The sequence below is a fragment of the Sulfitobacter sp. W002 genome, from assembly GCF_025142135.1.
GTDB lineage: Bacteria > Pseudomonadota > Alphaproteobacteria > Rhodobacterales > Rhodobacteraceae > Sulfitobacter > Sulfitobacter profundi.
Genome location: NZ_CP081126.1, coordinates 2,502,619 through 2,519,965, shown reverse-complemented (window position 1 = coordinate 2,519,965; position 17,347 = coordinate 2,502,619). Strand labels below are relative to the sequence as shown.

Genomic DNA, 17,347 nt, shown 5'->3' with positions numbered 1-17,347 from the left:
GCCTCCGGGCGTTAAACGTTCATCAGCAGATGTTCACGTTCCCAAGGCGAGATGACCTGGAGGAACTCTTCGTATTCGGCCCGCTTGACGATGGAGTAAACGCGGGCGAAATCGGGCCCCAAAGCCTCATGCAGCTCCGTGGCTTCTTCAAACAGATCAAGCGCTTGGCCCAGAACTTGGGGGATGTCCCCTTCGCCGACATAGGCGTCGCCCTTGAATTCGGGTAGCGGGTCTTTTTGCTGGATTAATCCCAGATAGCCGCAGGCGAGGCTGGCGGCGATGCCGAGGTAGGGGTTGCAATCCATCCCCGCAAGGCGGTTCTCAACCCGGCGCGATTTTGGCCCCGAGAGCGGCACGCGGATGCCTGTGGTCCGGTTGTCGCGGCCCCACTCAAGGTTGATCGGCGCGGCGTGATCCTTGACGTAGCGGCGGTAGGAGTTGACGTAGGGCGCGATCACGGCCAGCGCCGAGGGCATGTGGTTTTGCAGCCCGGCGATGAAGTGCTTGAAGGGCGCAGTCTCTTCCCCATCCGCATCGACAAAGATGTTTTCGCCGGTTTTCACGTCCAGCACCGAGTGGTGGATGTGCATCGCGCTGCCCGGCTCATCGGCGATGGGTTTGGCCATGAAGGTGGCATAGCACTCGTGCCGCATCGCCGCTTCGCGGATCAGCCGTTTGAAGTAAAACACTTCGTCTGCCAAACGCACCGGGTCGCCGTGCTGCAGATTGATCTCAAGCTGGCCAGCGCCGCCTTCTTGGGTGATGCCGTCGATTTCAAAACCCTGTGCCTCGGCAAAGTCATAGATGTCGTCGATGACGGGGCCGAACTCATCCACGGCGGTCATCGAATAGGCCTGCCGCGCCGCTGCGGGGCGGCCCGAGCGGCCCATCATCGGCTGAATTTCCTTGGCCGGGTCGATGTTGCGGGCGACAAGGAAAAATTCCATTTCAGGGGCCACCACAGGCTCCCACCCTTTGTCGCGATAAAGCTGCACCACCCGTTTAAGCACGTTGCGCGGTGAATAGGCCACCGGCTCATTGTTGCGGTCATAGGCGTCGTGGATGACCTGAAGCGTCCAGTCCCCGGTCCATGGGGCGGCGGTAGCCGTGTCCATATCCGGGCGCAGGATCATGTCTTTTTCGATGAACCCATCGTCGCCCGCCGCTTCGCCCCATTCACCGGTGATGGTCTGGTAAAAGATGCTGTCGGGCAGGTGAAAGTAATCCTGCCGCGCGAATTTCGACGCCGGGACAGCCTTGCCGCGGGCAATGCCGGGCAGGTCGGGGATGATACATTCCACTTCGTCCAGACGCCGGCCCTCAAGATAGGCACGCGCCGCTTCGGGTAGTGCTTCTGTCCAATCCTCGGCCATCAGGCCCTCTCTTTCCTGTTGTCTTTGAAGAATGCGGCCATTTGGTCCGCGATTTTTTGGTTATCAATGGGGCCACCAAGCGCGGCGGTGGCCTGTTCAAGCTGGTGGTCCGGCACCACGCCCTTGCCACGGGTTTTGATCAAGCCGTCGATGAAATCATGGCCGAACTCGGGGTGAGGCTGAACCGTCCAGATGCGGTTGTCATAGGCCAGCGCCGCATAGGGGCAGAAATCAGATGAGGCGACGACCTTGGCACCTTCGGGCAGTTCGACAACCTGATCCTGATGCCATGCGTTGAGCGCCAGCTTGTCTCCGTCCATGTCGTATTCGGTGCGGCCAATGGACCAGCCGCCGGTGAACTTTTCGACCTTGCCGCCAAGCGCTTGGGCGATGACCTGATGGCCAAAACAGACGCCAATCATCGGGCGGCCATCGGCATAGGTTTCGCGGATGAAGTCTTCAAGCGGCGGGATCCAGTCGTGATCCTCGTAAGCGCCGTGTTTGGACCCGGTGATGAGCCAGCCATCGGCCTCATCCACCCCTTCGGGCAAGACCCCATCGACGACCGACCAGATTTGAAAGTCAAACTCATGACCGTCCAGCAGCTTGGTGAACATTTCGCCATAGTCGCCCAGCTGTTCGCGGAAGTCGTCGGGAGAATGGCCGGTTTGAAGAATGCCGATTTTCATGTGTCACCTGTTACACAGTGTCGAGATAGATCTCGACCTGTTCCTCTGGGGTCAATTCTTGCATGTAATGCAATTCTTGGCGTTTCGTCAGCACGAAGTTGCGGACCATCTCGGGGGCAAAGATCCGTGCGACATGGGGGCAGCTTTCAAACAAGTCGATCGCGGTTTTCCAATCGCTGGGCATGCGCGGCAGATCGGCGGCATAGGCGTTGCCGGTGATCGGGGCAGGCGGCTCTGCTCCATCTTCGATCCCGTTGAGCGCCGCGCCCAAGACGGCCGCCAGCATCAGATAGGGGTTCACATCGCCCCCCGACACGCGGTGTTCGATCCGCCGCGCCTTGTGGCTGCCCGAAGGGATGCGGATCGCGGCGGTGCGGTTTTCATAGGCCCAGCATACCCCGGTGGGCGCATGGGATTCCGGCACCATCCGGTCAAAGCTGTTGGCATGCGGACAGAACACCAGCGCCGAGCCCCGCATCGCGTTCATGCAGCCCGCCACGGCGTGGCGCAGCGTGTCGGTCCCCTTGGGCCCGCCATCGTCAAAGATGTTGTCGCCATTTCCATCCAGCACCGAGAAATGCGTGTGCAGTCCAGAGCCGGAGTAATCCTCGTAAGGTTTCGCCATAAAGCTTGCGGCAAAGCCGTGCCGCCGCGCCAGCCCTTTGACCAGCATCTTGAACAGCCATGCGTCGTCGGCGGCGCGCAGCGCATCGTCGCAATGCATCAGGTTGATTTCGAACTGGCCCAGACCCGCCTCGGAAATGGCGGTGTCGGCGGGGATGTCCATCTCTTCGCAGGCGTCATAGAGATCGGTGAAGAACAGATCGAACTGGTCGAGCGCGCGGATCGACATGGTCTCGGCCGCCTTGCGTCGTTTGCCCGAGCGGGGCGAGATCGGCACCTGAAGGTTGCGGCCCGAATCGTCGATCAGGAAGAATTCCAACTCCACCGCGCAGACGGGCGTGAGGCCACGCGCTTTGTAGCGGTCAAGCACGGCACGCAGCGCATGGCGCGGATCGCCGGGGTAGGGGCGGCCATCTTCGCGGAACATCCAAATGGGCAGCAGGGCCGAGGGCGCGTCGAGCCATGGCATCGGCATGAAGCCCCGCTCGGTCGGTTTCAGCACACCATCCGCATCGCCGGTCTCAAACACCAGCGGGCTGTCGTCGATGTCTTCGCCCCAGATGTCGAGGTTCAGCACCGAGACCGGAAAGCGGGTGCCTTCGGTTGTCACCTTATCGGCAAAACGCGACGGAATGCGCTTGCCGCGGGCTTGGCCATTGAGGTCGGCGGCGGCCACACGAATGGTGCGGACCTGAGGGTTTTTGCGAAGCCAGTTGTTCATACGTCACCTGCAAAGGCGGTGGGCATGTCACAGAGCGGTTCACCCGGGGGCAAAAGCAGTTGGCGCCCACGCGCCGCGTAATTTGATCAAATAATGGATACTACCGGATCAAATTAGGACGCAAGCGAATTTTACGGCGCTGGGCCTGTGGGAGGTGCCGGTTCAGGCGGGAATTGATCAAACCGAAGACGCCAATGATGCAGAGCGTGAGCAAGATGAAATAACCGGCAAGAATGGGATAGGGGATGAAGGGATTGAAGGTTTTGTCGGCAAAATAGCTGGCGTAATAGAGCGCATCTCCGCGCTGTTGCCAGGCCGGGAAACCGCTGAAAAACACCAGTGTCGTGGCGTGAAACAGAAAAATCGCCTCGTTCGTATAGGCGGGCCAGGCAAGGCGCAGCGAGGTGGGCCAGATCACCCGGCGAAAGCGCGACCAGCCCGACAGACCATAGGCATCTGCGGCCTCGACATCGCCCTTGGGGATGGACTGCAGCGCGCCGTAAAAAATTTCGCCCGAATAAGCGGCAGTGTTGAGAAAGAGCACGATCAGCGCCCCCAACCATGCCGCGGTGAAGGGGGCGAAAAAGGCGTATTCGGACTTCAGCGACAGAAACAGGAAGTAGCCAAAGAAGAATTGGATGAAGAGCGGCGAGCCACGGAAGATGAAGATGAACCATTCCGCCGGTTTGCGAAACCAAGGGTTCGCACTGGCCTTCCCAACGCCAAGCGCCGTGGCAAAGAAGAACCCGGTCAGCAGGGCGATGACGCCGAAGTAGATGTTCCACAGCATCCCTGAGCCGATCAGCGTGAACTGTTCGCAGAGCGTGAAACCCTCGCGCGGCAGCAGGCGTTCACCATAGCCAAGAGAGCGCAGACCGTAGTCCTGAATCGTTTGCAGACAGCTCATGCGCCGGCCCTCCGCTGGGCTTCGCCGCCGGTGGTGGCTTGGCCGCGTGTCAGTCGTTTCATCAGGCGGTCCAACGAAATCTCGGAAATTCGGGTAAAGAGCAGGTAGAACACCAGCAGTCCGAGGAAGTACCACATGCGCCAGTCGGGGTGCGGATAGTCGGTAAAGCGCGGCGTCTTGGTGCCGCCCAACTCCCGCGCCCAATAGACGATATCCTCGACGCCCAGCAGAAACAGCAGCGGCGTGGCTTTGATCAACACCATCCAAAGGTTGCTGAGACCGGGCAGGGCATAGACCCACATCTGCGGCACCAGCACCCGCCAGAAGGTCTGGCGGTGGTTCATGCCGTAGGCCTCGGCGGTTTCAAGCTGCGCCCGGGGCACGGCGCGCATGGCACCGAACAGGACGTTGGCCGCGAAAGCGCCGAAGACGATGGCAAAGGTGAAGACGGCAAGCCCGAAACCATAGGTCTCATGCACCCATTGCGCGGCATTGCCCAAAGGCATTTTGGCGGCCTGACAGACCACGAAATCACTGCCTTGGCGGACCGGCATGTCCCAATCGGAACAGAGCGCCTTGTGACGCAGGTATTCGATGCCCTGATCCAAGGCGATGACGAAAAACAGAAAGAAGGCGATATCCGGCACACCGCGCACCAGCGCGATATAGCCTTTGCCGACCCAACTCAGCGGCGCGAAACGCGCACGCGCCATCATGGCCCCGCCAAAGCCGAAGGCCAGCGCCACAGGCGCGGTCACGGCAAGCAGCATCAAGACCTTGAGGAAGGACATGTAGAACGACATATGTACGCCGGTTGTCAGGTAACAGGCGGTCCAGAACCAGTCGTTCAGGATCGATGGGTCAGAGCAGAAAGAAAACATGGGCCCCCATGGGCTGGTCCGCGCGAGGGTGCTGCGCGAGGGCTGATCCGCGCGAGGGTGCCGCGCAGGGAAGGTCAGGCGCGCCGCGAGGGGCGCGCCTGAGGTTGGATCACTCGTAGGTGTTGGTGTCGTCGCCGAACCACTTTTTGAGCATTTCGTTCAGCGAGCCGTCTTCCTTCATCTCGGTGATGACCGCGTCGAAGGTTTCCAGAAGTTCGCCGTCGGATTGGCGCAGCGCCATGCCGATGCCTTCGCCGAGCGGCACGTCATCGCCCACGAACATCAGCTCACCGCCGGATTCCTCGACGATCGGCACGAGGTAATCTTTGTCAGCGAAAACCGCGTCGGCTTCGCCGTTGCGCACGGCCGCGACGGTTTCTTCGGGGGTTGCGAATTCGATCAGCGTGGCGCCGCTTTCGGCAACATGCGCGGCCTGGATGGTGGCTGTCTGACCGGCAACAACCCCGCCTTCGATATCCGCACCTTCAGAAGCCGCGACATAGGCGGACGCGGTGGGCGGATAGTAGTCCTGCGTAAAGGCCACGACTTCGCGGCGCTCATCGGTGATGCTCATGCCGGCCATGATGTTGTCGTAGTTGCCCGACACGAGGTTGGGGATGATGCTGTCCCAGTCGTTTTTGACCCATTCGCAGGTCAGCTCGGCGCGTTTGCACAGCTCGTCGCCCAGTTCACGCTCGAAACCGTCGACTTCGCCCGCATCGTTGATGAAGTTATAGGGGGGGTAGGCGCCCTCGGTGCCCATGCGGATGGTTTTGCCATGGGCTTCGGCCATCGCGAAACCAGCAGTCATGCTGAGCGCGGCGCTTGCCAGTAGGATCTTTTTCATTTGGTAACTCCCTTTGGTTTTTGTTTACGCAGGCTGGGTTGCCGAAAGGAACCCACGCAGACGTTCCGATTTGGGCGCGCCGAAGACTTCTTCGGGCGTCCCTTGTTCTTCGATCAGACCTTTGTGCAGGAAGACGACATGATCGCTGACGTCAGCCGCCAGTTTCATATCATGGGTCACGATCACCATCGTACGCCCCTCTGCGGCCAGATCCTTGATAACTTTGACGACTTCCTGCTCCAGCTCGGGGTCGAGCGCGCTGGTCGGCTCATCAAACAGCAGCGCCTCGGGCTCCATGCAGAGTGCACGGGCGATGGCGGCGCGCTGTTGCTGGCCGCCGGACAGTTGCGCGGGGTAAACATCGCATTTGTCGCCGATGCCGACCTTTTCGAGATAGCCGCGCGCGGCGCGCTCCACCTCTGCCCGGTCGCGGCCCAGCACGGTCAGCGGGGCTTCCATGACGTTTTGCAAGATCGACATATGTGCCCAAAGGTTAAACTGCTGGAACACCATCGACAGGTTGGTGCGAATGCGCAGCACCTGTTTGGCGTCCGCCGGGCAGCGGTGGTGGCCGTTGCCTTTCCACCGCACCGGTTCGCCCTTAAAGATCACCTCGCCCTGTTGGCTGTCTTCCAACAGGTTGCAGCAGCGCAGCAGGGTCGATTTGCCCGAGCCCGAAGACCCGATGAGCGAGATCACATGGCCACGCGGGGCGGTCAGATCGACCCCTTTGAGAACCTCCAGTGAGCCATAGGCCTTGTGGAGGTTCTTGATCTGGATAACCGGGGTGTCTGTGGTCACGGAAACTGTCGCCAATCTGTCATTTCAGTGCGCTATAAAGCGACGAATCGACGGAAATTGCAACGCAGAGTTTGGCCCGCGTTGCACCGCAGCACCGGTGCTGACGCTAGGTCAGCTTTCCTTGGCGACACGCTGGCGCGCCATGGCGCTGTCAGTATCGGTGACGCCCAATAGGTTCGACACCAACCGCAGCAGCGCGTCTTCTTCGTCAGAGCGGCTGCCATCGGCCAAAACCACCTGCCAAAGCGCTTCGATCACCTCTAGCCGACGCTCGTAGGGCACCGCGTCTTTGATCGCGCGGGTAAAGCGCACAGTGTCGGGGGCTTGGGCTTCAAGCGCCTCGGCTTCCTCGCGCAGGGCGGTGGCGTCGGCCTCATTCAGGCCGTAGCGTTCAGCCGCGATCCGGTCGATCAAGCGTCGTTCGCTCATCGCGTAGTCATTGTCGGACCGGGCGATGCGGACCAAAAGCGCGGTCAGCGCGAGGCGGGCATCATTGTCGGCCAATGGGTCGGGTTCGGGCTGGGTCAGCCGTTTGAGAAAGTCACCAAACATAAGTGCGTTATCATCCTGCTGCGAGAAGGAGCCGGCAAGCCTCTCCCCGGTGTGAAAGGGAATGTCAGAGCGTATTCAAGGCGTTGGCACGGGCTGCGGCCATATCCTCATCCGATAGGCCAAGCGCGGTTTCGATGGCGACAAGCTGGATTTCCTCATCATCATTGCGCGCGCCATCCGACAGGGCCACCTGCCACATCGCCTCACCCAGTGCTTTGCGGTCGGCATAGTCGACCTCTTCGCGCAGGATGCGGGTGAACTCAGGCGTGCCGGGGGCGTCACGCTCCAGCGCCTCGCACGTGGCGCGCAGCTTGGCGGCCTCAATCGGTTTCAACCCAAAGGTCCGCGCTAGAATCTGGTCGATCTGGCCGATTTCAGAGGCGCGGTAGTTACGATCCGCAAAGGCCACACGCACCAAAAGCGCGCCCAGTGCCAGTTGGGCATTGGGCTGCGGCAAAGGTTTCGGCTGTGCCTTACGGCGGGGGAACAGTCGGTTCAGCATGGGGCTCACTTATCGCAGGAAACAGGGTCGCCATAGAGGAAACTGCGCGTGGGGCGCGCTGGTTCCTGCAATGGTCCGCATGGATTTAGCTGTCATAGCCTTCGACGATCACCAAAGACCCATCGGCCACGTTCAGGCGGATGTCTTTGGCACGTTGGTAGCCGGGGCTTTCGTAGCAGGCGACCGCGTCGGCATAGCTGTCGAATTCCAAGACGACAGTGCGCGCGCGCATCTGGCCTTCGCGGACCTGCTGGGTGCCGCCGCGCACGAGGAAACGCGCGCCATAATCCGCAAAAGGTTTGGCATTGGCGGCGCGGTATTTATCATAAATCGCGGTGTCGTGGATATCCATTGTGGCGATCCAATAGCCTTTTGGCATCTGTTATCTCTCCTGTTGGGTCAAAGTGGCGAAACGGGCGGTGAGGTTCTGCGCCTCAGTTGCCAGCCCGTAGGGGGGATTGATCACGAACATGCCCGAGCCGACCATGCCATGACCGGGGCGCGCAGGCGGGAAGCGCACTTCGTGGCGCAGCGCATCGGGGTGGTTGGCGGTGAGCGTGTCGAGCATGGGTATATGCGCGCGGTTGGTCAGGATCGGATACCACAGGGCGATGATCCCAACATTCCATGCGCGATGCAGCTTGGCGATCTGGCGCGGGATGGTCTCGTAATCCGTCTTGATCTCATAGCTAGGATCAATCAGCATCATCCCCCGGCGCGGCGTCGGTGGGGTGAGGGCAAAGGCCATCTCGAACCCGTCGCTGAGGTGGCATTTCACCGGGTAGGGCGACATCGCCAGATCAAGGGCGCTGTGCTCTTGGGGGTGCAACTCGGCCAGATGTATGCGGTCATCGGGGCGCAGCAGTTTCGCAGCCAGCAGAGGAGAGCCGGGGTAGGCGCGGGGGCCGTGGGTCTCGCGCAGGTCTTGCAAGACTTGGGAATAGGGGTGATCGGGGGCGAACCAATCGGCCACCTTGTCGATGCCCTGCCGCGCCTCGCCGGTCTTTTCTGCCGCCGCGTCCGACAGGTCATAGAGCGCCCGGCCTGCGTGGGTTTCCAGATAGGTGAGCGGTTTGTCCTTGCGGGTGAGATACGACAGCATCCACGCCAAAAGCGCGTGTTTCTGCACGTCTGCAAGGTTTCCGGCGTGGTAGATGTGTTGATAGCTCAGCATGGCCTAGCTGTAGCGGAGTGGTTGGCGGGTGCAACGCGAAAGAGCGGAGAGGGCCATCGCCTGGCCCGTCGCACCGCAGGTGCGACGAACGAACGATGGCACGCCTACGGCGCGGCGGGCGGGCAGGCGATGGCCCAGCACCTGCGGCTTGTTTTCGGGCCCTTTGATGGCTGCCAGACAGAAAAAAGGCCCGGCGTTTAACGCTCGGGCCTTCGATCTTATACCAACCGCGACACATCCTTCGCGGCGCGCACGAAATCCTTGAAAAGGGGATGCGGATCAAACGGCTTTGACTTCAGCTCAGGGTGGAACTGCACGCCGATGAACCACGGGTGATCCGACCATTCCACGATCTCTGGCAGCTTGCCATCCGGCGACATGCCCGAGAATTTCAGCCCAGCCTTCTCAAGCTGTTCCTTATAGGCGATGTCGACCTCATAACGGTGACGGTGGCGTTCGTCGATCGTGGTGGTGCCATAGGCTTCGGCCACGCGCGAGCCTTCGGCCAGCGTCGCGTCATAGGCACCCAGACGCATGGTGCCGCCTTTGTCATCATCGACCTTCCGCGCCACCTTGTGGTTGCCCTGCACCCATTCTTTCAGGTGGTAAACCACCGGCTCGAAACGCTTTTTGCCTGCCTCATGGTCAAACTCTTCCGACCCCGCAGATTTCAGCCCGGCCACGTTTCGCGCGGCTTCGATCACCGCCATCTGCATGCCAAGGCAAATACCGAGGTAGGGCACCTTATGCTCGCGGGCATATTGCGCGGCCTTGATCTTGCCTTCGGTGCCACGCTCGCCAAAGCCGCCGGGGACGAGGATCGCGTGGAAACCTTCAAGATGCGGCGCGGGATCTTCGCTGTCGAAAATCTCTGCGTCGACCCATTCCACGTTAACCTTGACCCGGTTGGCCATGCCGCCATGGGTCAGTGCCTCGGCGATGGATTTATAGGCGTCTTCAAGCTGGGTGTATTTGCCGACGATGGCGACTTTGACTTCGCCTTCGGGGTTGTAAATACGGTCGGCCACGTCTTCCCAACGGCGCAGGTTCGGCTTGGGGGCAGGGGTGATCTGGAAGGCATCCAGAACCGCCTGATCCAGCCCCTCGCGGTGATAGGCCAAGGGCGCTTCGTAGATTGATTTGAGGTCCTGCGCGGCGATCACCGAATCCGGGCGCACGTTGCAGAAGAGCGCCAGCTTCTCGCGTTCCTTGGCGGGGATCGGGCCCTCGGACCGGCAAACCAGAATGTCGGGCGCGATGCCGATGGAGCGCAGCTCTTTGACCGAGTGCTGCGTCGGCTTGGTCTTCAATTCGCCGCTGGCTTTGACGTAGGGCAGCAGCGTGAGGTGCATGAAAATACACTGCCCGCGCGGCTTGTCTTGGCTGAACTGACGGATCGCCTCGAAAAAGGGCAGTCCTTCGATATCGCCCACGGTGCCGCCGATTTCGCAGAGCATGAAATCGACCTCATCATCGCCGATATCGATGAAGTCTTTGATTTCATTGGTGACGTGGGGGATAACCTGAATGGTCTTTCCCAGATAGTCGCCGCGGCGTTCTTTCTCAAGCACGGTGGAATAGACCCGGCCCGAACTGATGCTGTCGGTCTTGCGCGCGGCCACGCCGGTGAAGCGCTCGTAGTGCCCAAGATCAAGATCGGTTTCCGCGCCATCATCGGTGACGAAGACTTCGCCATGCTCAAATGGCGACATCGTGCCGGGATCGACGTTCAGGTAGGGGTCCAGCTTGCGCAGACGAACCGAAAAACCGCGTGCCTGAAGCAAGGCGCCCAAGGCCGCCGAGGCCAGACCCTTGCCCAGCGACGAGACCACACCGCCTGTGATGAAGATATAGCGTGCCATGTGATCGGAGACCCCCGTGAAATCAAAGTTTGTTGCAGGCAAAAACCAGCCAAACGCGCTGCGGAAAACCGCAGCACCACGGGATTTAAGCCTTACAGGATTCGTGCGTGTGAGGCAAGGCCTGCCGCAACATGCAGTTGCGGAACAAGGCCGTGCCTCAAGGTTTTGTGTTCGTTAGCTTAATCGGCCGCAGGGACCAGCGGTGAGTTGCCATCCGCGGAAGGCGGCAGCAGATCGTCGCCCGCAGGCAGGGCAGGGCTGCCATCTTGGTTCTGGGCGGGCGGTGTCGCGCTCAGCCGGTCGATGACCGACGAGCCTGCGGATTTTTCCGCCGCGATGATGGTCAGCGTGATCGAGGTGGCGATGAAACCAGCGGCAAGGATCCATGTCACCTTGCCCAGTGCCGTCGCGGCAGAGCGGCCCGAAACGGCACCGCCGCCGCCACCACCCATGCCAAGGCCACCGCCCTCAGACCGTTGCAGCAGTACCACGGCGATCAGGCCGAGGGCCAGAATCAGGTGAATGATCAGAACGACATTTTCCATGGGTACGACAGCTTTCGGTTTTGGTTGGCGGGTATCTATTCGTCTTTGCCCATGGGGGCAAGGGTGGATTGCCGCCGAGCAGCGATCGGACCGGGGTGAAAAGCGGGGAGGGGGCACCAGACGGATGAAAGGCACGAGCAAAGACCGCCGCATGGGGGCGACGGTCTTTTGAAGCAGTACTCAACCACAATATGTAAGAGGGTTATCCTGGAATTAAGGTGGTGCAGACTCGCTTCGTAGGAATACTATAGCATGAAATGCGGGCAAATTCGCCCATTTTCTTTGCAGAGAAATGAAGGAATTGGCCTTGATCGGCGATGGACAGCCGATCCCCTCTGGGGCAGTCTGCCGCCATGCCTCATGATCATCCAGACCACGACCACCCCCATGCCCTGCTGCCGCCCGAGCCTGCGCTCAGGGTCAAGGCGCTGGAAACGCTGTTGACGGCCAAGGGGCTGATTGACCCCGCCGCATTGGATGAGATCATCGACACCTATGAAAACCGCATCGGCCCGCGCAACGGGGCCGAGGTCGTCGCCCGCGCGTGGAGCGATCCTGATTTTCGCGCGGCGCTGCTCAAGGATGCAACCGCCGTGGTGGCCGAGATGGGTTTCTTCGGGCGGCAGGGCGAGCATATGGTCGCGGTCGAGAATACGGATGAGGTGCATAACATCGTCGTCTGCACGCTGTGCTCTTGCTACCCTTGGCCGCTTCTGGGCATTCCGCCGGGTTGGTATAAATCCGACGCCTACCGCGCCCGCGTGGTGCGCGAACCGCGCAAGGTGTTGGCGGAATTCGGGGTAGACCTGCCCGCAGACACCGCCGTTCGGGTCTGGGACTCAACAGCCGAGGTGCGCTATCTGGTGATCCCGCAGCGCCCTGCGGGAAGCGAGGGCATGGATGTCGCGGCGCTGGCCGACCTTGTCACCCGCGACAGTATGATCGGCACCGGATTGGCCAAAGCGCCATGACCCGCGTGCATGATATGGGCGGGCGCTTCGGCGATGGCCCGGTGACGCCCGAGGCCGAAGACGTGATCTTTCATGCCGAGTGGCACCGCCGCGCGCTGGCGCTGACCTTGGCCACCGGCACCTTGGGTAAATGGAACATCGACGTGTCGCGCCATGCCCGTGAATGTCTCGCCCCCACCGATTACATGCGGTTCAGCTATTATGAAAAGTGGCTCGCCGGGGTAGCCGATATGTTGGTCGCCCGCGGGGTGGTCAGCCGTGAGGAACTGGCGGGCAAGGCCGATCCTGCGCCCAGCCCGCTGGCGGAAAAGGCGATGAAAGCGCCGCAGGTGGCCGGGGTGCTGGCCCGTGGCGGCCCGGCGGAGCGCCCTTCGGACATCGCGGCGATCTTTGCGCCCGGCGATGCGGTCGTCACCCGCAAGCAGCCTGAAAACACAATTCTTCCGGGCGGCCACACCCGGCTGCCCGCCTATGCCGCGGGCGCGAAGGGCCGGGTGCTGCGGCTGCATGGCACGCATGTCTTGCCCGACAGCAACGCCCATGATCTGGGCGAAGCCCCTGAGCCGCTTTATGCCGTAGCTTTTCCGGCCTCTGAGCTATGGGCGCATCCCGAACACCCCCGCGATGAGGTCGTGCTCGACCTGTGGCAAAGCTATCTGGAGGCCCCATGAGCGCCCCGGAACCCGTCTTTGAGGCGCCATGGCACGCGCAGCTCTTCGCGCTGACGGTGCATCTGAACGAGAGTGGTCTTTTTGATTGGCCCTTTTGGGCCGACCGCTTTGGCGCGACTTTGGCACGGCATGGGCTGAGGCGAGAGTTGAACGGCGGAGAGGACTACTTCAACGCTTGGCTGGAAACCCTCGAAACCCTGCTGATCGACGCAGGCCATGCCCGCCCTGGTGATCTGCGCAGCCTGCGCGACGGGTGGGAGGCCGCCTATCTCAGCACCCCGCATGGCGATCCGGTGCATTTGAGCGCGGCAGGAAACGTCTAAACCCCCTCGCTGGCGCTCAGCGCGTTTTTCGAGTTTCACACGCCTGCCACTGTCGCTATACGGGCGCGGGACATCGCAAAGGAATATATCATGGCCAATGTCGTCGTTGTCGGCGCCCAATGGGGTGACGAGGGAAAAGGCAAGATCGTTGACTGGCTCAGCGAACGCGCCGATGTGATCGCGCGCTTTCAAGGCGGGCATAACGCGGGCCACACTCTGGTCATTGACGGCAAGGTCTACAAGCTGCACGCGCTGCCTTCGGGCGTGGTGCGCGGTGGCAAGCTGTCTGTCATCGGCAACGGCGTGGTGCTGGACCCGTGGCACCTGCTGAAAGAGATCGAAACGATCGAAGGGCAGGGTGTTGAGATCAACCCCGAGAACCTGATGATCGCGGAAAACACGCCGCTGATCCTGCCGTTCCACGGCGAACTTGACCGCGCCCGCGAAGAAGCGGCCAGCAAGGGCACCAAGATTGGCACCACTGGCCGCGGCATCGGGCCGTGCTACGAGGACAAAGTGGGCCGCCGCGCCATCCGCGTGGCCGATCTGGCGGACCCCGCGACATTGGAAGCCCGGGTTGACCGGGCGCTGCAGCACCACGATCCGCTGCGCAAGGGCTTGGGCGTTGAAGCCATCGACCGTGATGCGCTGATTGCACAACTGCAAGAAATCGCTCCGAAAATTCTGCCTTTCGCCGCACCTGTTTGGAAAGTGCTGGCCGAGAAACGCAAAGCGGGCAAACGCATCCTTTTTGAGGGCGCACAGGGCGCGCTTCTAGACATCGACTTTGGCACCTATCCCTTTGTCACCTCGTCGAACGTGATCGCGGGGCAGGCGGCAACTGGCGTTGGCCTTGGCCCCACCGCCATCGACTATGTGCTGGGCATCGTCAAAGCCTATACCACCCGCGTCGGCGAAGGCCCGTTCCCGACCGAGTTGGAAGACGCCGACGGCCAGCGTTTGGGTGAGCGGGGCCATGAGTTCGGGACCACCACCGGGCGCAAGCGGCGCTGCGGCTGGTTCGACGCGGCCCTGCTGCGCCAGACCTGCGCCACCTCGGGCATCACCGGCATCTGCCTGACCAAGCTTGACGTGCTTGATGGGTTCGAGACGCTGAAGGTCTGCGTCGGCTATGATCTGGATGGTGAGCGGCTCGACTATCTGCCGACCGCCGCCGAACAGCAGGCGCGTTGCGTACCCGTCTACGAAGAACTGCCCGGTTGGTCCGAATCGACCGAAGGCGCGCGCAGCTGGGCCGACCTGCCCGCCAATGCGATCAAATATGTGCGCCGGGTCGAAGAGTTGATCCAATGCCCCGTCGCACTCGTCTCCACCTCGCCAGAGCGGGAGGACACCATTCTGGTGACCGACCCTTTCGCGGACTGATCTGATGGCGCTGAGCTACAAAGCGCGTCGCCGCTGGGCGCTGGTGATCCTGCTGATCGGGCTGCCGAGCTATATCGCGGTGGCGGTCTGGACAGTGGCCCAATTCGACCGCCCGCCAGTGCTGCTTGAGCTTGGCATCTATGTTGCCCTTGGCATCGTCTGGGCGCTGCCGTTCAAATTTGTCTTTAAAGGCATCGGACAGGCGGACCCGGACGCGGACGACGACCAGTAACACGCAACAAAAAAGCGCCCCGCGGGGCGCTTTTTCGTATCCGCATTGTCGTCGGGGGTTTAACCCACGGCGCGGTGATCGGGGCGGTAGCCAATCTCATCGGAGACGGTGAACCGCCCGCCTTTGATCTTCTCGATCTTGCCTGCGCGCAGCAGTTGACCGAAGGAGCGCAGCCCGTCTTCGCGGGTGAAGTCCGGCAGGCCGATTGAGCGGACCTTGCCCATTAGCTGCGGGCGGGAGAATTGGTCGCGCCCCTCGACAAAGGACATGTAAGACGCTGCCGCTTCAAGAAGTTCGGGCAGTTTGGTGGCGCCCATGTCAGCGGCGAAATCGGCAAAGCTTTCGGCATCGGGGTTGGTTTTGACCGGCTCGACCACGGCCGCCACCCGGCGCGGACGCACAGGACCAGCGCTGCGCAGCTTGTCGACATCGATGCGCTGCTCGGCCACCAGTTTCAGCGGCGCGGAGCGGGCGTCGGCCTTGGGCCGCTCGGTCCGGGCTGAACGGCTCACGGGGCGGCGCGGACGGACCACATCGGCCAAGTCTTCGCGGTAGGCGTCATCCGAGGTCGCGGTGGTGGCGCGGCCACCCATCGCCTCATCGGCTTTCTTTGCGGCGACGGCGGCGCGCAGATGGGCAAAGGCATCGCGGCGCGTGGTGCTTTCGGCCTCGTCCATCTTGCTGTCGGTTTCCGCCATCAGACGCGACATGTCGGGGCCGGTCTCATCATCGATGGTGGGCAGGCTGTGACGGGCCGCTTGCGCAGGCTCGGCGTGCTCTTCGATCGGTTCCGCTGCGGCTTCAACCTCTGCTGGTTCCTGCTCTGCGGCTTTAACCTCTTCGGGCTCTTCGCCTGCGGGTTCGTCTTCAACAGGCGCGGCTTCCGGCTCGGTCATCTCGACCGCGGGGGCGGGCGTTTCCTCGGCCTCCGCCGGGGTGGACGCGCCAAGTTCGGCCTCCAACGCGGCCAGTTCGCGGGCCAGTTCGTCTTCGTCTTCGGGCGACAGCGAAGAGCTGCGCGGTTCCTCGGCTTTTGCCGCGGGTGCCTCTTGCGGTGCCGGGTCGGAGACTTCTTCCAGATCACCCCGGTCCACGGCGGCTTCGAGATCCGCGCGTTTGACCTTAATCACGCGCCCTTTGCGGGGCAGGTCGGCGGCGTCGATCTCCGGTGCGGCTTCCGATTTCGGTGCGGCTTTAGGTTCCTCTTCGTCCTCTTCGTCGAACAGGCTTTCGTCCGTCTCGGCGACGTCAGCTTCGTCTTCTTCTTCGGCCTCAAGACGGTTGAGGATGTCAGCGAGATCGTCGTCGTCCTCTTCCGCTTCGTCTTGCGCCATCTCTGTGGCTTCATCGGCGTCCAGCGCATCTTCGATGTCGCGACGTGCGGCGTCGATGGCGGCTTGGCTCTCTTCGGATTCGACCTGCGTTTCGGCGGTGGCACGGGCCACTTGGGGCGCGGCTGCTTCTTCCTCGTCGTAGCTTGCGGCCTCATCCTCGTCCTGCTGGGCGACCACGGCGCGGATGCGCTGCAATTTGGCGGCGATGCTGTCGGCGGGGGCGGCGCTTGCGGCGGGGGTCTCTTCGACGCTGGCGGCCTGCGCTTCATCCTCGTAGTGGGACTGCGGCTGCGGGCTGGCGGCAAAGAACGCCTCGGCGTCGCTGGTGTCTTCTTCCTCTGCTTCGGCTGCCGGTGCAGGCTCGGCGGCAGGGGCGGGCTCCGCCTTTTCGACGGCTTCAGCGATCTGAGGTTCGGCTGCTGCTGGGGCTTCCACGGCGGCGGTGTCGGCGATCTCAGCCTTAAGGGGGGCTGGCGCTTCTTCTTGGACGGGCGCAGGCTCTGCCGCGGCGGGCGCTTGCGGCGCTGCGGCTTCGGCCTGAGCCGGAGCGGCTGCGGCAGGTGTTGTCTGTGCCGGGGGCGCTTGGGCCGGAGCCTCGGCGCTTTGGTTCTCCAGCGCACTCAGCACGATCTTGCCTTCCTGCTCACGGGCTTGCACCCGGCGGGAGACTTCGCGCTGCGCGATCCGGGTGAGCATCTCAGCATCCGGTTGTGGTGGCTCGGCACCGAAGTAACGGTCATCCGAGGCCAGATCGCGGAAATACTCGGCAATGGCCTTCATGGTGCCGAAGGAATCGTCGAAGCCTTCCAGCGTGCACGAAAAAGTGCCATAGGAGACCGTCAAGATTTTGTTGCTGTTCATCATCGGATGCTCGTCCTCTGCGGTGTTGCAGGTATCGTTTACCACGATGTCCAAGACCAAAGCGGCTCGAATCTGTGCCATTCAACGTATG

General features: G+C 62.0%; 19 protein-coding genes. 5 read left to right on the top strand and 14 right to left on the bottom strand.

The features are described from left to right. Positions 1-11: 11 nt before the first annotated feature. The 13 genes from K3758_RS12355 to secG all read right to left on the bottom strand — a co-directional run bounded on the left by K3758_RS12355 (position 12) and on the right by secG (position 11,478). Positions 12-1,373, bottom strand: a complete 1,362-nt coding sequence (locus tag K3758_RS12355; protein ID WP_259945361.1) for a glutamine synthetase family protein — start codon at positions 1,371-1,373, stop codon at positions 12-14. Then, positions 1,373-2,062 (bottom strand): type 1 glutamine amidotransferase, encoded by a 690-nt coding sequence (locus K3758_RS12350; protein WP_259945360.1) that lies wholly within the window; start codon positions 2,060-2,062, stop codon positions 1,373-1,375. Before K3758_RS12350 ends, K3758_RS12355 begins: the two co-directional genes overlap by 1 nt. 10 nt (positions 2,063-2,072) lie before the next feature. Then, positions 2,073-3,407: a glutamine synthetase family protein gene (locus K3758_RS12345; RefSeq protein ID WP_259945358.1), complete on the bottom strand. Its 1,335-nt coding sequence runs from the start codon at positions 3,405-3,407 to the stop codon at positions 2,073-2,075. Between the two features lie 100 nt (positions 3,408-3,507). Beyond that, the gene (locus K3758_RS12340; RefSeq protein ID WP_259945356.1) at positions 3,508-4,314 is read right to left on the bottom strand and encodes an ABC transporter permease; all 807 of its coding nucleotides are present in this window, start codon (positions 4,312-4,314) and stop codon (positions 3,508-3,510) included. After that, positions 4,311-5,195 carry an ABC transporter permease gene (locus K3758_RS12335; RefSeq protein ID WP_067627062.1) on the bottom strand — a complete coding sequence of 295 codons (885 nt, stop codon included), beginning with the start codon at positions 5,193-5,195 and terminating at the stop codon, positions 4,311-4,313. Before K3758_RS12335 ends, K3758_RS12340 begins: the two co-directional genes overlap by 4 nt. 109 nt (positions 5,196-5,304) lie before the next feature. Further along, the gene (locus K3758_RS12330) at positions 5,305-6,042 is read right to left on the bottom strand and encodes a transporter substrate-binding domain-containing protein (protein WP_259945352.1); all 738 of its coding nucleotides are present in this window, start codon (positions 6,040-6,042) and stop codon (positions 5,305-5,307) included. 24 nt (positions 6,043-6,066) lie between these two features. Then, positions 6,067-6,843: an ABC transporter ATP-binding protein gene (locus tag K3758_RS12325; RefSeq protein WP_259945350.1), complete on the bottom strand. Its 777-nt coding sequence runs from the start codon at positions 6,841-6,843 to the stop codon at positions 6,067-6,069. 111 nt (positions 6,844-6,954) lie between these two features. After that, the gene (locus tag K3758_RS12320) at positions 6,955-7,395 is read right to left on the bottom strand and encodes a TerB family tellurite resistance protein (RefSeq protein WP_067938626.1); all 441 of its coding nucleotides are present in this window, start codon (positions 7,393-7,395) and stop codon (positions 6,955-6,957) included. A 64-nt stretch (positions 7,396-7,459) separates the two neighbouring features. Then, positions 7,460-7,897, bottom strand: coding sequence for a TerB family tellurite resistance protein (locus K3758_RS12315; RefSeq protein ID WP_067627069.1), 438 nt, complete (start codon positions 7,895-7,897; stop codon positions 7,460-7,462). An 85-nt stretch (positions 7,898-7,982) separates the two neighbouring features. Then, positions 7,983-8,276, bottom strand: coding sequence for a DUF1330 domain-containing protein (locus K3758_RS12310; RefSeq protein ID WP_067627071.1), 294 nt, complete (start codon positions 8,274-8,276; stop codon positions 7,983-7,985). A 3-nt stretch (positions 8,277-8,279) separates the two neighbouring features. Next, positions 8,280-9,071: a 23S rRNA (adenine(2030)-N(6))-methyltransferase RlmJ gene (locus tag K3758_RS12305; RefSeq protein WP_259945344.1), complete on the bottom strand. Its 792-nt coding sequence runs from the start codon at positions 9,069-9,071 to the stop codon at positions 8,280-8,282. Positions 9,072-9,289: 218 nt separating this feature from the next. After that, positions 9,290-10,933 (bottom strand): CTP synthase, encoded by a 1,644-nt coding sequence (locus K3758_RS12300; protein WP_067627074.1) that lies wholly within the window; start codon positions 10,931-10,933, stop codon positions 9,290-9,292. Positions 10,934-11,112: 179 nt separating this feature from the next. Next, positions 11,113-11,478: a preprotein translocase subunit SecG gene (secG, locus tag K3758_RS12295; RefSeq protein WP_067627076.1), complete on the bottom strand. Its 366-nt coding sequence runs from the start codon at positions 11,476-11,478 to the stop codon at positions 11,113-11,115. Between the two features lie 353 nt (positions 11,479-11,831). On the opposite strand from secG, the gene nthA reads away from it, so the two are divergent. The 5 genes from nthA (at position 11,832) to K3758_RS12270 (ending at position 15,061) form a co-directional block, all read left to right on the top strand. After that, entirely contained in the window at positions 11,832-12,449 is a 618-nt protein-coding gene (gene nthA / locus K3758_RS12290; protein ID WP_259945340.1) for a nitrile hydratase subunit alpha, read from the top strand. Beyond that, complete coding sequence (nthB, locus tag K3758_RS12285; RefSeq protein WP_259945337.1) at positions 12,446-13,120, top strand: nitrile hydratase subunit beta; 675 nt, start codon at positions 12,446-12,448, stop codon at positions 13,118-13,120. The genes nthA and nthB overlap by 4 nt, the downstream gene beginning before the upstream one ends. Next, a complete protein-coding gene (locus K3758_RS12280) occupies positions 13,117-13,443 on the top strand; it encodes a nitrile hydratase accessory protein (protein WP_259945335.1) in 327 nt (108 codons plus the stop codon). The genes nthB and K3758_RS12280 overlap by 4 nt, the downstream gene beginning before the upstream one ends. Before the next feature lie 90 nt (positions 13,444-13,533). Then, positions 13,534-14,829: an adenylosuccinate synthase gene (locus K3758_RS12275; RefSeq protein ID WP_067938637.1), complete on the top strand. Its 1,296-nt coding sequence runs from the start codon at positions 13,534-13,536 to the stop codon at positions 14,827-14,829. A gap of 4 nt (positions 14,830-14,833) precedes the next feature. Next, positions 14,834-15,061 carry a DUF2842 domain-containing protein gene (locus K3758_RS12270; protein WP_067626583.1) on the top strand — a complete coding sequence of 76 codons (228 nt, stop codon included), beginning with the start codon at positions 14,834-14,836 and terminating at the stop codon, positions 15,059-15,061. Positions 15,062-15,120: 59 nt separating this feature from the next. Here K3758_RS12270 and K3758_RS12265 read toward each other — a convergent pair whose 3' ends face one another. Then, positions 15,121-17,337, bottom strand: coding sequence for a hypothetical protein (locus K3758_RS12265; RefSeq protein WP_259945329.1), 2,217 nt, complete (start codon positions 17,335-17,337; stop codon positions 15,121-15,123). Positions 17,338-17,347: the final 10 nt, after the last annotated feature.

Coding starts and splice junctions, on each gene's coding strand:
- K3758_RS12280 (WP_259945335.1), top strand. CDS start 13,117: ATGAGCGCCCCGGAACCCGTCTTTGAGGCGCCATGGCACGCGCAGCTC.
- K3758_RS12330 (WP_259945352.1), bottom strand. CDS start 6,042: ATGAAAAAGATCCTACTGGCAAGCGCCGCGCTCAGCATGACTGCTGGT.
- K3758_RS12265 (WP_259945329.1), bottom strand. CDS start 17,337: ATGGCACAGATTCGAGCCGCTTTGGTCTTGGACATCGTGGTAAACGAT.
- K3758_RS12340 (WP_259945356.1), bottom strand. CDS start 4,314: ATGAGCTGTCTGCAAACGATTCAGGACTACGGTCTGCGCTCTCTTGGC.
- K3758_RS12320 (WP_067938626.1), bottom strand. CDS start 7,395: ATGTTTGGTGACTTTCTCAAACGGCTGACCCAGCCCGAACCCGACCCA.
- K3758_RS12335 (WP_067627062.1), bottom strand. CDS start 5,195: ATGTTTTCTTTCTGCTCTGACCCATCGATCCTGAACGACTGGTTCTGG.
- K3758_RS12300 (WP_067627074.1), bottom strand. CDS start 10,933: ATGGCACGCTATATCTTCATCACAGGCGGTGTGGTCTCGTCGCTGGGC.
- K3758_RS12350 (WP_259945360.1), bottom strand. CDS start 2,062: ATGAAAATCGGCATTCTTCAAACCGGCCATTCTCCCGACGACTTCCGC.
- K3758_RS12355 (WP_259945361.1), bottom strand. CDS start 1,373: ATGGCCGAGGATTGGACAGAAGCACTACCCGAAGCGGCGCGTGCCTAT.
- K3758_RS12275 (WP_067938637.1), top strand. CDS start 13,534: ATGGCCAATGTCGTCGTTGTCGGCGCCCAATGGGGTGACGAGGGAAAA.
- K3758_RS12345 (WP_259945358.1), bottom strand. CDS start 3,407: ATGAACAACTGGCTTCGCAAAAACCCTCAGGTCCGCACCATTCGTGTG.
- nthB (WP_259945337.1), top strand. CDS start 12,446: ATGACCCGCGTGCATGATATGGGCGGGCGCTTCGGCGATGGCCCGGTG.
- secG (WP_067627076.1), bottom strand. CDS start 11,478: ATGGAAAATGTCGTTCTGATCATTCACCTGATTCTGGCCCTCGGCCTG.
- K3758_RS12305 (WP_259945344.1), bottom strand. CDS start 9,071: ATGCTGAGCTATCAACACATCTACCACGCCGGAAACCTTGCAGACGTG.
- K3758_RS12270 (WP_067626583.1), top strand. CDS start 14,834: ATGGCGCTGAGCTACAAAGCGCGTCGCCGCTGGGCGCTGGTGATCCTG.
- nthA (WP_259945340.1), top strand. CDS start 11,832: ATGCCTCATGATCATCCAGACCACGACCACCCCCATGCCCTGCTGCCG.
- K3758_RS12310 (WP_067627071.1), bottom strand. CDS start 8,276: ATGCCAAAAGGCTATTGGATCGCCACAATGGATATCCACGACACCGCG.
- K3758_RS12315 (WP_067627069.1), bottom strand. CDS start 7,897: ATGCTGAACCGACTGTTCCCCCGCCGTAAGGCACAGCCGAAACCTTTG.